9 protein-coding genes and 1 pseudogene are annotated in these 14,088 nt (G+C 68.9%); 5 read left to right on the forward strand and 5 right to left on the reverse strand.

Features of this window, described 5'->3' with window-relative positions; all coding sequences use genetic code 11:
• The first annotated feature begins 126 nt into the window (after nucleotides 1-126).
• A complete protein-coding gene (locus tag DM816_RS21715; RefSeq protein WP_117212172.1) occupies nucleotides 127-3,828 on the forward strand; it encodes an nSTAND1 domain-containing NTPase in 3,702 nt (1,233 codons plus the stop codon).
• On the opposite strand, the gene DM816_RS21720 is transcribed toward DM816_RS21715, so the two are convergent.
• On the reverse strand, nucleotides 3,810-5,504 hold the full coding sequence (locus DM816_RS21720) for a proline--tRNA ligase (RefSeq protein WP_117212173.1): 1,695 nt from the start codon (nucleotides 5,502-5,504) through the stop codon (nucleotides 3,810-3,812). The genes DM816_RS21715 and DM816_RS21720 overlap by 19 nt on opposite strands.
• A gap of 115 nt (nucleotides 5,505-5,619) precedes the next feature.
• Nucleotides 5,620-6,264 carry a winged helix-turn-helix transcriptional regulator gene (locus DM816_RS21725; protein WP_117212174.1) on the reverse strand — a complete coding sequence of 215 codons (645 nt, stop codon included), beginning with the start codon at nucleotides 6,262-6,264 and terminating at the stop codon, nucleotides 5,620-5,622.
• A 109-nt stretch (nucleotides 6,265-6,373) separates the two neighbouring features.
• On the opposite strand from DM816_RS21725, the gene DM816_RS21730 reads away from it, so the two are divergent.
• Entirely contained in the window at nucleotides 6,374-6,781 is a 408-nt protein-coding gene (locus DM816_RS21730) for a tautomerase family protein (RefSeq protein WP_117212175.1), read from the forward strand.
• Between the two features lie 27 nt (nucleotides 6,782-6,808).
• Here the strand turns inward: DM816_RS21730 and DM816_RS21735 are convergent, their stop codons facing one another.
• The gene (locus DM816_RS21735) at nucleotides 6,809-7,321 is read right to left on the reverse strand and encodes a septal ring lytic transglycosylase RlpA family protein (RefSeq protein WP_211588795.1); all 513 of its coding nucleotides are present in this window, start codon (nucleotides 7,319-7,321) and stop codon (nucleotides 6,809-6,811) included.
• A 296-nt stretch (nucleotides 7,322-7,617) separates the two neighbouring features.
• Between DM816_RS21735 and DM816_RS21740 the strand changes: the two genes are divergently transcribed.
• The 3 genes from DM816_RS21740 to DM816_RS21750 all read left to right on the forward strand — a co-directional run bounded on the left by DM816_RS21740 (nucleotide 7,618) and on the right by DM816_RS21750 (nucleotide 12,157).
• The gene (locus tag DM816_RS21740; protein WP_211588796.1) at nucleotides 7,618-8,382 is read left to right on the forward strand and encodes an SDR family oxidoreductase; all 765 of its coding nucleotides are present in this window, start codon (nucleotides 7,618-7,620) and stop codon (nucleotides 8,380-8,382) included.
• 22 nt (nucleotides 8,383-8,404) lie between these two features.
• Nucleotides 8,405-11,461 (forward strand): lamin tail domain-containing protein, encoded by a 3,057-nt coding sequence (locus DM816_RS21745; RefSeq protein ID WP_117212178.1) that lies wholly within the window; start codon nucleotides 8,405-8,407, stop codon nucleotides 11,459-11,461.
• Between the two features lie 351 nt (nucleotides 11,462-11,812).
• Nucleotides 11,813-12,157 carry a hypothetical protein gene (locus tag DM816_RS21750; protein ID WP_117212179.1) on the forward strand — a complete coding sequence of 115 codons (345 nt, stop codon included), beginning with the start codon at nucleotides 11,813-11,815 and terminating at the stop codon, nucleotides 12,155-12,157.
• On the opposite strand, the gene DM816_RS21755 is transcribed toward DM816_RS21750, so the two are convergent.
• Nucleotides 12,140-13,381 (reverse strand): glycosyltransferase 87 family protein, encoded by a 1,242-nt coding sequence (locus DM816_RS21755; protein WP_162907689.1) that lies wholly within the window; start codon nucleotides 13,379-13,381, stop codon nucleotides 12,140-12,142. The two genes, DM816_RS21750 and DM816_RS21755, sit on opposite strands and share 18 nt — an antisense overlap.
• Before the next feature lie 341 nt (nucleotides 13,382-13,722).
• Nucleotides 13,723-14,088: pseudogene (locus DM816_RS21760) on the reverse strand (transglutaminase domain-containing protein); the annotation flags it as partial.

A 14,088-nucleotide genomic window follows, 5' to 3' on the forward strand; every position in this document is an offset into this window, starting at 1 on the left:
CCAGACAAGGCCGGACGCTGTTGAGAGATCTCCGGACAGAGTCGTACAAGCGCTGTTGTGCCAAGGATCAGTCGAGAAATCGACCAACGCCACTTTATTGAGTGGCGTGGACGCAGACTCTTGAGCATGAGCGACGGCGTGCCGGAGATGGCTACTCGCATGGAATTCGCGGCGGCCCTCTCGGCGCTGCGCGTCCGTGCGGGTCTCACGGTGCGCGACGTCGCCAAGTCGACCGGACTGCAGGCCAGCACGCTGGGCGGCTACTTCAGCGGGCGGCACCTGCCGCCGATGAAGCCGCCGGACGCGCTCGCCCGCATCCTTCACGCCTGTGGCATCAGCGATCCGGTACTGGTGGGGCAGTGGGAGGACGCGCTGCGACAGGTCAGGCGGCTGCCCGGCCCGCGCCCGGCGAGCGCACCTGTGCCATATCGCGGGCTGGCGAGCTTCCAGGCCGAGGACGCCGAGTGGTTCTTCGGCCGTGAGGCGTTGGCCAAAGAGCTGGTCGAGCGGGTCGGGCCGGACGGCGGCGCTGAGTTCGGCATGTTGCTCGTGGTCGGGCCCTCCGGAGCGGGGAAGTCCTCACTGTTGCGGGCCGGTCTGCTCGCGGCGCTCGAACCCGGCGAATGCGTGCTGTTCACACCGGGCCCCCATCCGGTGCACGCCATGACCGAAGCCCTTGCCGCAGCGTCACACCGGCCGTGTGTGCTCATCGTCGACCAGTTTGAGGAGATCTTCACCGCGTGCACCGATGACGCGGAGCGCGACGCCTTCATCGCGGCGATCTGTTCCCCCGGCCCGCGGTCGGTGGTGCTCGGTTTGCGTGCCGACTTCTACGGCCGCCTGCTCAGCCATCCCGAACTGGTCCGCGTCGCGCAGAAACAGCAGATCGTCGTCGGCCCGATGTCCGAGGCCGAACTGCGCACGGTCATCGAACAGCCCGCGCGCAAGGCGAAGCTGGACATCGAGAACGGGCTGGTGGAGCTGTGCCTGCGCGATCTGGCCGCGCACCGCCGCATGGCGGTCAACTACGAGGCCGGCGCCCTGCCGCTGCTGTCGCACGCGCTGCTTGCCACGTGGGAGAACGGCCGCGGCCGAGGTCTCACGGTCGCCAGCTACACGACCGTGGGCGGCATCCACGGAGCCGTGGCACAGACGGCGGAGACGGTGTACCAGAGCCTGAGCGCGCAGCAGCAGGCGCTCGCCCGCGCCTTGCTCCTCCGCATGGTGATCGTCGGAGAGGACACCGCCGACTCGCGCCGGCCCGTGCCCATTGCCGAGCTGGGCGAGGACGTGGAGGCCGCACCCGTGCTGGAGCTGTTCGTGGAAAACCGGCTGGTGACGGTCGAACAGGATACGGCCGAAATCAGCCACGAGGCATTGATCAGAGCATGGCCACGGCTGCGCACGTGGATCGAGGAGGATCGCGCGCGATTGCTTGTCGCGCAACAGGTCGGCGAGGCCGCTGCCCGGTGGGAACGGGAAAACCGCGATCCGGCGGCGCTCTACCGGGGTGCTCGGCTCGCCGTGGCGAAGGAGCACGCGCGCCAGCCGGGAGCCGTCGCACCCACCGGGCTGTCCCACGAGTTCATCCAGGCCAGCCTGCGCCACGAGCGCCGCAAGACGACCCGGCTCTACCAGACGATCGCGGGCCTCGCGGCACTGCTCCTGGTGGCCACCGGCGCGGGAGCCTTCGCGCTGCAGCAACGCGGTGAGGTGATAAAGGAGCGCAATGCCGCGATCTCGCGGCTGATCGCGGGCCGGGCCGACCGGATCCGGGACAAGGACGTGGCGCTCGCGGCGCAGCTGAGTCTCGTCGCGTACCGCCTCACGCCTACGATCGAGGCGACGTCCGCTCTGCTGGACGCGACCGCGACCCCAGCCGCGACGCGATTGATCGGCGGTCCCGGTGTGATGCAGGCGGTCGCGCTGACACCGGACAAGCGCAGACTCGCCGCCGCCGGGCTTGACCGCACCATCCGCCTGTGGGACATCACCCGGCCGAAGAAACCCGTGTCGCTCGCGCCACCGTTGCGCGGGGCCGAAGACACGATCTACTCGCTGGCGTTCAGTCCCGATGGGCGGATCCTCGCCGCGGGCAGCGGCGACAAGACCGTGCATCTATGGGACCTGTCCGACCCGCGGGAGCCCGCGTTCATGGTCCGCCTGATCGGGCCCACGGCACTGATCTACTCGGTGGCGTTCAGTCCCGATGGCCGAACCCTGGCCGCAGGCAGCGGTGACTTCAACGTGCATCTATGGGATGTCGCGCAGCCGTACCAGCCGAGGGCCCTTGGGCAGCCGTTGGCGGGCGCGGGTAGTTACATCCAGGCCGTGACCTTCAGCCCGGATGGCAAAACCCTGGCCGCGGGCAGTGACGACAAGACCGTCCGGCTGTGGAGTCTGCAGGACCGCGAACGCGCCACACCGCTCGGCGCCCCGCTGACCGGTCCGGCCCGGACGGTCTTCTCCGTGGCGTTCAGCCCCGACGGGCGCACGCTCGCTGCCGGTAGCGCGGACAGCCAGGTGTATCTGTGGGACATCGCCGATCCGGTCCGTCCCGCGCCCCGGGGACAACCCATTCCCGGCGGCGGCGGGTGGGTGAACGCCGTGTTGTTCGGCCCCGACAGCGACACGCTCGCGTTTGCCAGTTCCAGCAACGCGGTCCGGATATGGGACCTCAACACCCAGCGGCTCACCGCGTCGCTGCCCCACCCCGGCCCCGTGACATCCGTGGCGTTCGGCGCCGACAAATCCGTGGTCAGCAGCGCGGCGGACGGTATAGCGCGGATCTGGCATCGGCCCTGGCCGACGCTTGGCGGGCACGGCGGGATCCTCAACGGCGTCACCTTCAACCGGCAGGGCACGATGTTGGCCATCGCCGGAACGGAAACTCAACTGTGGGACGCGCAAAGCCGCACCCGCCGCGGCTCGATCACCAACCCGAGTGGGGTCTCCACCGCCATAGCCGTGTCTCCCACCGGCCGAGTCCTTGCCGTGGGCGGCAGGGACGGAACGATCCAGCAGTGGGATGTCAGCGACGCCGGCCGTCCGTCGGCGATCGGCCCGCCGATTGCCGCGCATGCCAAGCTCGTCGAGACCGTGGCGTTCTCGCCCGATGGGCGCACACTGGCGTCCGGCAGCGACGACAACACGCTGCGCTTCTGGGACGCCTCCGACCCGGCCAACCTGCGCCTGCTGTCCACAGTGGACGACTTCCGTGCCTATGTGGTCACCGTGGCGTTCAGCCCCGATGGGAAGACCCTCGCCGCGGCCAGCATCGACAACACCGTCCGGCTGTGGGATGTGGCACGGCCCGACCGGCCGGTCGCGCTCGGCCCACCGGTGGCAACGCTGGAGCACTACGCGCTCGCCGTGGCGTTCAGCCCCGATGGACGGACCTTGGCGGTCGGCAGCGCGGACAAGACTCTCCGGCTGTTCGACGTGACCGACCGTGCCAAGCCGGTGATGCTAGGCCCGCCGCTGGGCGGCCCGGCCAATTACGTGTACACGCTGGCCTTCACGCCGGACGGGAACGCGCTCGCCGCCGGGAGCACGGACGAAACCGTTTGGCTGTGGGATCTGCGCGATCGGGCCCGCCCGGTGACCACGGCCGTGCTGAGCGTGCCCGTCGGCGCGGTTTACACCGTGGCGTTCCACCCGGATGGGCGCACACTGGCCGCCGGCGGCACGGAAAAGACGGTGTGGCTGTGGAACACCGATCCGTTACAGGCCATCGACCACATCTGCGGTCACGCCGGTGACGCGATCACTGTCGAGGAGTGGGAACGATATGTCCCCGGTCTCGCCTATCAGCCTCCTTGCCCGTGATGCCGGGCCACGTGGGCGGCCGCGTCGGCGAGCGGGACGCGCTCGGTCTGGCCGGTCGCGCGGGTGGTCACCTCGACCGTGCCTTCGGCCAGGCCGCGCTCGCTGACCGTGATCCGCAGCGGGACGCCGATCAGCTCGATGTCGCTGAACTTCACGCCGGGCCGCTCGGCGCGGTCGTCGAGGAGCACCTCCAACCCGTTGCGGTGCAGAGATTCGTAGAGCTCGTCGGCGGCATCTTTGACGTGTGCCGCGGCCCCGAGTTGAGCGATCGCGACGTGGAACGGTGCCACGGCCCACGGCCAGACGATCCCGCGCTCGTCATGGTGAGTCTCGATGACGGCGGCCATCGCCCGCTCGACGCCGATGCCGTAGCAGCCCATCGTCGGCGCGATCCGCTCGCCGTCGGCGCCGAGCACGGTGACGCCCAATGTCTCGGTGTAGCGTCTGCCCAGCTTGAAAATGTGTCCGATCTCGACAGTGCGGGTGCGGCACAGCGGCCGCCCGCAGCGGGGGCATGGCTCACCCTCGGTCACCTCGCGCAGATCGGCCCAGCGACCCACGGCGATGTCACGCGCCACGTCGACGCCCCGCAGGTGCACGCCGTCGCGATTGGCGCCGGTGGCCATGCCGAACCGTCCCTGCAGCGCGACGTCGGCGACCACGGGCAGGTCGGTGACACCGACCGCGCCCAGGCTTCCGGGCAGCGCGCCCAACGCCGCCTGTATCTCGCCGGGCTGGGCCGGCCGCAGGTCGACCGCGCCGAGCGCGTCCACCAGCTTCTGCTCCACCAGCGCGTGGTCGCCGCGCAGCAGCACGAGCGTCAGCCGGTCGTCCACGAGATAGACCAGTGTCTTGATCTGGCGGTCGCCGGGGAAGCCGTGGTCGCGCGCGAGATCCTCAATGGTGCGCGCACCCGGCGTGTCGAACGGCTCCAGCGAACCGGGCTCATCCGACACGGGCGCGAGCCGCGACGCGGCCTTCTCGATGTTGGCGGCGTAGCCGCAGGTGCAGTGGACGACCAGGTCCTCACCCGCGTCGGTGGGACACATGAACTCGACCGACTGGCCGCCGCCCATGATGCCGCTGGACGCCTCGACCGCGATCGCCGGGATGCCCAGCCGCTCAAAAATGCGCGCATATGCGGCCCGCTGCGCCTCGAATGAACTGTCCAATCCGGACTCGTCAAGGTCGAAGCTGTACGCGTCCTTCATGGTGAACTCGCGCACGCGCATCAGCCCGCTCTTGGGCCTGGGCTCATCGCGAAACTTGGTCTGGAACTGGTACCAGATCTGCGGAAGCTCGCGGTAGGACCGCAGCTCGCCGGCGATCTCGGTGAAGACCTCCTCGTGGGTCATGCCAAGCGCCAGCTCGGCGCCCTTGCGGTCGCGCAGCCGGAACATCTCGTCGCCGATCGACGACCAGCGCCCGCTCTTGTCCCACAACTCGCGCGGCTGCATCGCCGGCATCAGGAACTCCTGCGCACCGGCCCGCTCCATCTCCTCGCGGACAATCCGGATGACCTTGGCTCGCACCCGGATCGCGAGCGGTAGCAGGCAGTAATGCCCTGCCATCAGCTGGCGGATGTATCCGGCCCGCAACAGCAGCCGGTGGCTGACCGCGTCGGCGCCCGCGGGCACCTCGCGCAGCGTGGGAATGTGGAGCTTCGACCAGCGCATCCCCGAATGCTATCCAGCTCACCGTGGCCCGCCACTGATTTCCGAAGACCTTATCCGGTACCAGAAAAAGCCCTGGCGCTGAATCGGCGGGAAGCGCAGGATAGTCACCGACCGCCTAGGGGTGCGTGGCGTCGAGCAGGCGTTGCAGGTCGCGGACCTCGCCGGTGACGGTGACGCGGCCATCGCGGACGGCCTTTTGCAGCGTCTGCTCCCCGCCGATGATGTGGTCAAGCGTGGTGGAGTCGGTGTCGATGACCACGTCCGGGCGCGGCGGCTCGCCCCGGAAGATCTCGACGAGCTGCCCGTCGGCGACGCGCACGCCAAACCGGTTGCGGCCCAAGCGCATCTCATAGGTGGCGGTCCACTTGCGGGCCGGCTTGGCGGCGAAGCACGTGCGCAGCCGCAGCATGGCCGAGTCGGGGCCGACCTCGCCCTCCAGCGGCGCGGGTGAGGCCGCCCCCCACCTGCCGAGCTCCAGGACCACCGTCTCCAGCCGCGCACCCCACTCGGTCAGCTCGTAGACATGGGAGCTCGCCGGCGGGGGCAGGGTGCGGCGCCGCACGACGCCCGCGTCTTCGAGCTCGCGCAGCCGCTGGGCAAGCACCTTTGGCCCGGCGGCTGGCAGCCCCTCCTGCAGATCGGTGAACCGTTTGGGGCCCAGCAGAAGCTCGCGCACGATCAGCAGCGCCCACCGCTCGCCCACGAAGTGCAGCGCGTGCGCGATCCCACAGCCGTCAGCGACCCGGCGAATCCTAGGCACGGTTGCAGTCTAGCCATCGTCGCTTCCGATTGACACCATGGGCGATTCCTGTTAGAAAGAGCTCACTTGCTTTTGGGAAGTATCTAGTGCGAACAGGAAAGGAATATCCGTGCCACAGTTTCTCATCGAGGCCCCCGCCGGGGTCCAGCCCGACGCCAAGCAGAAGATGATGCGCGAGATCACCAGTGCGATCGACGAGGCCTACCGGATGCCCGACGTCCGGATCTGGCTGCGCGAATATGCTCCCGGCAACGTCGCGCAGGACGGCCGGATCGGGGCCGAGCCCGTCCGGCCGCTGTGCTTCCTGGAGGCGCCCGAGCTATCCGATCTCGACGCCAAATCGAAGATGGCGGGCAAAATCCACACCGCCATCGAGGAGGCCTACCATGACCTGGCCAACACCGACGAAACGCTGATCCTGATGAACCACTATCCGCTGGAAAACGCGGGGTGGGCGGGCCGCCTGCAGTCGCAGAACCCGGAGGCCGTCGAGCACATCCGGCAGCTCAACAGCTGACGCACCTGATGACCGCCCCGGGGCCGCTTATCTGGCCAGCACCTCGTAGTGGACCACCTTGAGCACGCCGGTTTCGAGGTTGGCGATCTGCCGGAAGGCGCCCCGGGACAGGTCCAGGCAGCGCCCGTCTATGTATGGGCCGCGGTCATTGATCCGGACCACGACCGATTTTCCGTTGCCGGGGTTGGTCACCCGGACCATGGTGTTGAATGGCAGCGTCTTGTGCGCGGCCGTCATGGCCTCGGGGTCGAAACGTTCGCCACTCGCCGTCGGCTGGGGCTCCCAATAGAAGGAGGCCCCGCAGCTGCGGGACGTTGCTGAGGGTGTCGGGGAGCTTTCACGCTCGCGGCTGCGGGCCGCGGGTGGCTCCGGGCGCTCGGTCGTCGCGATCGGGCTGGGTTCGGCCTCGACCTCCTCGACGGGCACCGATGCTAGTGACTCCTCCTGCGAAGCGACCTTGACCAGGCCGAGGGAGGTGCCGCCGACGATGATTGCGGTTGCGAGGGTTGCTGTGGTCAGTCTGCGTCTACTGCCAGACAAAACGTAAACCTTTCGCAGGGCGACCGGCTTTTCCGGTTGGCGGGGTGGCGGCGCAGGGCCGACATCTCCGAGCCGGAGTTGCCGCTGGGCGTGGCCCGATTAGCAGGCCAGCTACGGACCGTATCCGGGGCGGCGGTGGCCGCGTCAACTTGATCCTGCCCCTATGGGGTGGTTTGTGGCTAAAACGCTGCACGATCGGGCTACCTATACTGGGCCCTTGAGCGAGCGCTCGCGCGAGCTCAACCCGAGTTGCGCAGCGTGTCGGAGCGGAATCGAGCGAAGCGGAGATCTCAAAAGTGCGTGGGCTATTCGACTTGACCGGCAAGACGGCGCTCGTCACGGGCGGCACGCGCGGCATCGGCATGATGATCGCCCGTGGGCTGCTGGACGCGGGCGCGAAGGTGCACATCAGTTCGCGCAAGCCCGAGGCGGTCGAGGAGGCGGTCAAGGTGCTGTCCGCGCTCGGCGAGGTCAGCGGCACGCCAGCCGATCTGTCCACAAGGGACGAATGCGAGCGTTTGATCTCCGTGCTCGACGAACCGCTGCACATCCTGGTCAACAATGCGGGTGCGACCTGGGGTGCGACGCTCGAAGACTTTCCCGACCACGCGTGGGACAAGGTGCTCGACCTCAACCTCAAAGGCCCGTTCTACCTCACCCGTGCCGCGCTCCCGCTCCTGAGAGCGGTCGCCACGCCGGACGACCCGGCTCGGGTCATCAACATCGGCTCGATCGACGGGATCGCCGTGCCGCAGAACCGGTACTCCTATGCCGCTTCCAAAGCCGGTCTTCATCAGCTGACCCGGGTGCTGGCACGCGAGCTGGGCCCGCAGCACATCACGGTCAATGCCGTGGCCCCCGGGCCGTTCGAGTCGAAGATGATGGCCGCGACGCTGGCTGCCGCGGGCGAGCAGATCGCCGCGATGGCACCATTGGGACGCATCGGCCGACCGGACGACATGGCCGGAATAGCGGTGTATTTGAGCAGCCGCGCGGGCTCCTACGTGACCGGAGCGGTAATTCCAGTGGACGGTGGCATTACGACGGTTGTGGGGTTCTGACCGCCCCGATAGGGTGCGCCTCATGCGTTTTGTAGCCGTGGCTTTACTGATCGCACTGATCGGCGCGCCAGCGACACCCGCGGTCGCCGCCAGTGAGCTGTATTTTTCCGAATATGTCGAGGGATCCTCCAATAACAAGGCATTGGAGGTTTTCAACGACACGGGCTCGGCCGTCGACCTCGCGGCCGGCGGCTACAACGTGCAGATGTACTTCAACGGGGCCGCGACCGCCGGGCTGACCGTCAACCTGACCGGCACGGTCGCGGCGGGCGACGTGTTCGTGCTCGCGCACGCCGGCGCCGCCCCGGCCATCCTCGCGGTCGCCGACCAGACCAACGGCTCGGGCTGGTTCAACGGCGACGACGCGATCGTGCTGCGGCGCGGCACGGTGGTCATCGACTCGATCGGGCAGATCGGCGTGGACCCGGGCTCCGAGTGGGGCGGTGCCACGGCCGACAACACGTTGCGGCGCAACGGCTTCCCGGACTCCGATCCGGCGGACGCGTTCGACCCGGCCGTGCAGTGGACGGCTTTCCCGATCGACACCTTCGACGGTCTCGGGCAGCACGGGTCCACCGTCGTGCTGGACTGCGGCGGCCCGCTCACGCTATCGCAGGGCCAGGGCGGCAGCCGGGTCGTCACCGGTACCGACCAAAAGGGAATCGTCACCCAGCTCGATCTCACCAGCCCGGTTCCTCAAATCACGCGGACCGCTTTCACCCCGGCCGAAACCGTTGGCGGCACGGCAAGCGCGACCATCGCGGTCGCACCCGACCTCGCTCCCGGCGCCTATCCGGTGACGATCACGTCGGGCAGGGTCACGTGCACGTTCACCGTCAACGTGACGCGCGTGCTCACGGTCGGCGAGGTGCAGGGCCCGGGCCCGCGCTCGCCGCTGGCGCCCGCCACGGGCAACGGCTCCAGCTCGCTGCAATATGACGTGCAGGGCGTCGTCGCCCAGCGCACGCTCTCGCGTGACGAGCAGGGCCGCATCCTGCACGGCTTCTTCCTGCAGTCGCATCAGTCTCGCACCGACGGCGATCCGTCCACTTCAGACGGTGTGTTTGTGTTCATGAGCACCTTCCCCTCGCTCATCGGCGGCTACGTGCCGGTGGTCGGAGACGAGGTCGTGCTGCGCGCCCGGGTTTCGGAGTTCTTCAACCTCACCCAGCTGACGTCGGCGTCGCTGGTGCGGGTGGTCGGGCAGGGAGCAAGCGTTGATGTGACCGACGCCGTCCCGCCGTCGGACCTGGCTGCCGCCAACGCCTTTTGGGAGGCACACGAAGGCATGCGCATGCGCGTGCGGGCGGGCAGCGGTGTCGTGAGTGGACGAGATGTGTTCGACTCGACCGCCGACTCCGAGATCTGGCTTGTCGACGTGGAAGACCCCACATTGGACCGCCCGGATCCGTTGACCCGCAGGGTCTACCGCGACGCGCACCCGATTGACGGTGTCGCCGACGGCAACGGCAACCGCATCATGCTCGGCACCATGGGCGTGAAGTGGGTGGCACAGGACAGCTTCGCGCTGCTGCCGCCGGCCCGCACGTTTGACACCCTGACCGGCGATGCCGTGGGCGGGTTGTATTTCTCTTTTGAAAAGTACGGCATCCAGGTCGAGTCGGCGGCGTTCGCACAGGGTGCCGACCCGTCGACCAACCACCCGGTGACGCCGATCGACCGCGAGCGTGAGTTCGCCGTGGCCACATACAACGTCGAAAACCTCTACGACTTCCGGGACGACCCGTTCGACGGGTGCGATTTCCACGGCAACAGGGGGTGTCCGGGCGTGCGCGGGCCGTTCGACTACGTGCCCGCAAGCGAGGCCGACTATCAGGCGCATCTGTCCAAACTGGCCAGCCAGGTCGTGAACCAGTTGCACGCGCCCGATCTGCTGCTCGTGCAGGAGGCGGAGGATCAGGACATCTGCACGGTCACCTCCGGCTCCTTGGCCTGCGGCACGACTGACAACGCCGATGGCAAGCCGGACACTTTGCAGGAGTTGGCGTTGGCGATCGCGGCGGCGGGCGGACCGTCATATGACGCCGCATACGACCGCGACGGCGCGGACGTGCGCGGGATCGTGGCCGCGTTCCTGTACCGCACCGACCGGCTCGCCCTGGCCGCGCCGACCAGCGTGCTTTCTGCCACACCAGGGGTTTCTTACAGGTCCGCCGGACTTGCGTCCAATGCGGACGTCCAGAACCCGAAGACGCTCAACGCCGTGCTGCCCGAGGACGTGGACACCTCCACGGGTGTTGACGGGAGCAACGTCTACACGCGGGCCCCGCAGGTGGGCAAGTTCACCGTCCTCGCTTCTCCGGGCGGGACTGAATTCTCCGAATTGTGGGCGGTCAGCAACCACTTCTCGTCCACCCCGCAGGCGCGCGTCGGGCAGCGCACGGAGCAGGCTCGTTATGGGGCGGCCATCATCGCGGCGATCGAGGCGGCCGACTCTGACGCGCGGGTCGTGTTCGGCGGCGACCTCAACGTGTTCCCCCGGCCCGACGACCCGCTCACGCCCGCGTCGGACCAGCTCAAGCCGTTGTACGACAAGGGTTTGCACAATCTGTGGGAGGAGATCCCGGCTCCCAGCGCCTATTCCTATGTCTTCCAGGGGCAGGCGCAGACGCTGGACCACCTGTTCGTCAACCCCGCCCTGCGCGGTGATCTGGTCCGGATGCGGGCCGCCCACGTGAACTCCGACTGGTCCGAGGCCGCCAGCGACCACGACCCGCAGGTGGCGGTGTTCCGCAGCCGGGCGCGCCTCACGGTGTCGGACGCGTCCACTGTCGAGGGTCAGCCGCTGGTGTTCACCGTGTCCGTCTCGCGCCCGCTGTCGCAGGGGCTGACGGTGTGCGCGGGCACGGTACCGGGGACGGCCCACCTCGTCGTGGACTTCACGCCGCTGGTCGAGTGCAAGACCCTCGCGGCCGGGGCGACCTCGGTGACCTTCGCGGTCGCCACGCGTACCGACCGCCGGGCCGAGGGCAGCGAACGCGTATGGCTGATCGCCGGCGGGGACCCGCGCGTTGTCGTCCTCGCCGACGTCACGGGGGTCGGCGTCATCACCGACTGACCGTCCGCCGACCGATCCGCCCGCGAGGACGATCGCCAGACCGGCGAGGGTCAAGGCGAGCAGCACCGCGGGCGGGTCGGTCTCGCGCCGGCAGCGGCCGGCCGGCCGCTGAGAACGCGGCGGCCGGGACACCGGTGTAGAGCGTGCCGGGCGCCCGGCCGTCGGCATCGGCCTACCCTGCAATATCGTCGCGTTTGGACTGTTCCACGAGCGCTGTGCGGCGGGCGACGGTATGTGTTCCTGGATGATCCATCTCGCGGTTATTGCCGGATACGCGGCCATCGCCTGGATCGGCGCGCTGCGCGTATTTCGATGGTCCTAACTTACGCCTGGCACGAGTACACTCACGCCATGGCCGCCGCGCGGGAAAAGCAGCTGTCGCAGGCCGAAGCTGCCAAAGCACAGCTGATGGACTGGGCCGCCTCGGCCGGCATCCCGCTGGTGCACATCGAGTGCTTGTTTCCGTTCGCCAAGACTGATTTCGGGCTGAGCGTCTGGCTGTTCCTCGACAGCGACGCCAGCGTGGAGCGGCTCCAGGCGGACGGGACCATCGACCGGCTGCGGCAGGAGTTCCTGTCGCGGCTGAGCGCGTCCGGCTATCCGCCGGACTGGCTGCCCGACATCACGTTCGGGGTCGACTCGCACGAAAACGTGGTCCGCGACCACGAGGGCAGCTATCTATACCGACTGCGTTAGCTGGGCCGTCTGCTCCGGCTGGCGCTGTGCCGGGATCGACCCGTCGAAGCGCGGCTGAGCGCGGGCGGCCACCAGCATGATGGCCGCCGCGCCCACGACCACGGCCGCGACCAGATAGGCGTTGCCGACCAGGGTTTCGAGCATGGTCCAGCTCAGCTCAAGCCGGTCGCCGATCGGCACGAACAGCCGGAAGTCCACGCTGAACGCCACCAGGACCAGGATCAGCAGCCCGCCCAGCGACGGGTTGCGCAGCACGGCACGATAACCCATCAGCACGCACAGCGGCACCACCCACACCCAGTGGTGGGTCCATGTGACCGGGCTGACCAGCAGGCCGCAGAACGCGGTGGTCAGCAGGGCGGCGAGCGGCTGGTCGTGCGCGTGCAGCGCGCGCACCAGGATGGCGTGCACCGCCAGGCACAGCACACCGAGCGCGAGGCTGATCGCGAGCGCGTCCGGAGCCCCGCCGGTGAGCCGCTGCACCAGCCCGTTGAGCGACTGGTTGGCCGCCTCGTGGGTGCGGTCGCCGTTGCCGGCCATGATCGCGCCGGTCCAGAAACGCAGCGAGTCGGTGGGCAGCATGAGCCAGCCGATGCCTTGCAGCACAAGGAAGGTCGCGGTGGCACGGGCCGCGTCCGCCCAGCGGCGGGTCAGCAGCAGGTGCGGGATGAAGATGAGCGGTGTGAGCTTAATCGCAGCCGCGACGCCGATGAGGATGCCACCGTACCGGCGCACGGCCAGCACATCCACCATGACCAGCGCCATGAGCAGCAGGTTGATCTGGCCCAGCCCGACCGTGCTCCACACCGGTTGCAGCGCAAAGGGAAGCACGGCCAAGATGTTGACGGCCCACGTGGGCGGCTCCCGGCGCAGCAGGGAGCCCAGGCTGTGCCGCATGGTGATGCCGAGCGCGAGCGCGCAAAGGGCCGCCATCACCCCCCAGACCACATGCATCGGCAGCGGCGCGAGCGGGATGAACAGGATCGCGGCGATCGGGGGATAGGTGAACGGCAGATCCTCCCACGGCGGCGGGATGCGCAGCGATTCATAGAGCGGGTCTCCACGCAGCACGGCCAGCGCCCCACCCTGGTAGACGGTGCTGTCCATGCCCGGGTCGCGCTGCCCGGCCAGCACGATGGAGGCAACAATCAGGCCGAGGCCCACCAGCACCGAAGCGGCCGGTGGGCGCAATGGGCTGCGCCGCAAGGATGGGGATGCCGACACCAGCGACACCTTAGTGCAAACTCGCCGCGCGCGGGGGGCGATAACTCCAGTGCGTGCAAGGCAACGCGCGGCGTGATGTCGATCACGCACGGTCGGTGCTCGATCCGGTACAGTCAGCCGATTTCCACGCCGAGCACGGCGACACGGCACGGCGCTCAAGGCGGGTCCTAAAGCGACACGAGCTGCTGACCAAGCGCCTCGCCTGGTCGTGGATCGTCCGTGAACGCCACGACCGCGGCGGCGGTAGCAGGGCTGCGTTCGCCGGGGAGGACGAACGACCCCACGCGTACGGTACGGCGCTGCCGTCACGCAGCCGTCCGGCCGGTGGGGCAGATTGGTCGTCATCGCCGCTGCCGCCGGCGGCTCCAGCGCAGGGGACCCGGGTGCAGCGTCCAAATCAGGCGCTTCCACCACGGGCGGCGGCCCTTGAGCTCGCCGATGTAGTGCAGCGCTCGCGCCCGTGCCGCCTCGGCCCGCTGATCGGTCGTCATCTCGGGGCTGAACGTGGCGTGGTTGACCTCGTGGGCCAGCTCGTCGAGGGACGGGGCCGACAGCCGCACGGTGTGCCGGCCCCGGATGCGCGCCGCCGCGGCCGCCGCGTGCGCCGAAACCTCGTGCGCCGTCAGGTGATCGGGCGCCTGCCGCCCGGCCAGGCGCAGCGCGTCGGCCACTTCGAGCCACGCCCCGTGCACGCGGGCCACCGGGCT

The organism is Allorhizocola rhizosphaerae, assembly GCF_003426775.1.
In the GTDB taxonomy this organism is placed as follows: Bacteria; Actinomycetota; Actinomycetes; order Mycobacteriales; family Micromonosporaceae; genus Allorhizocola; species Allorhizocola rhizosphaerae.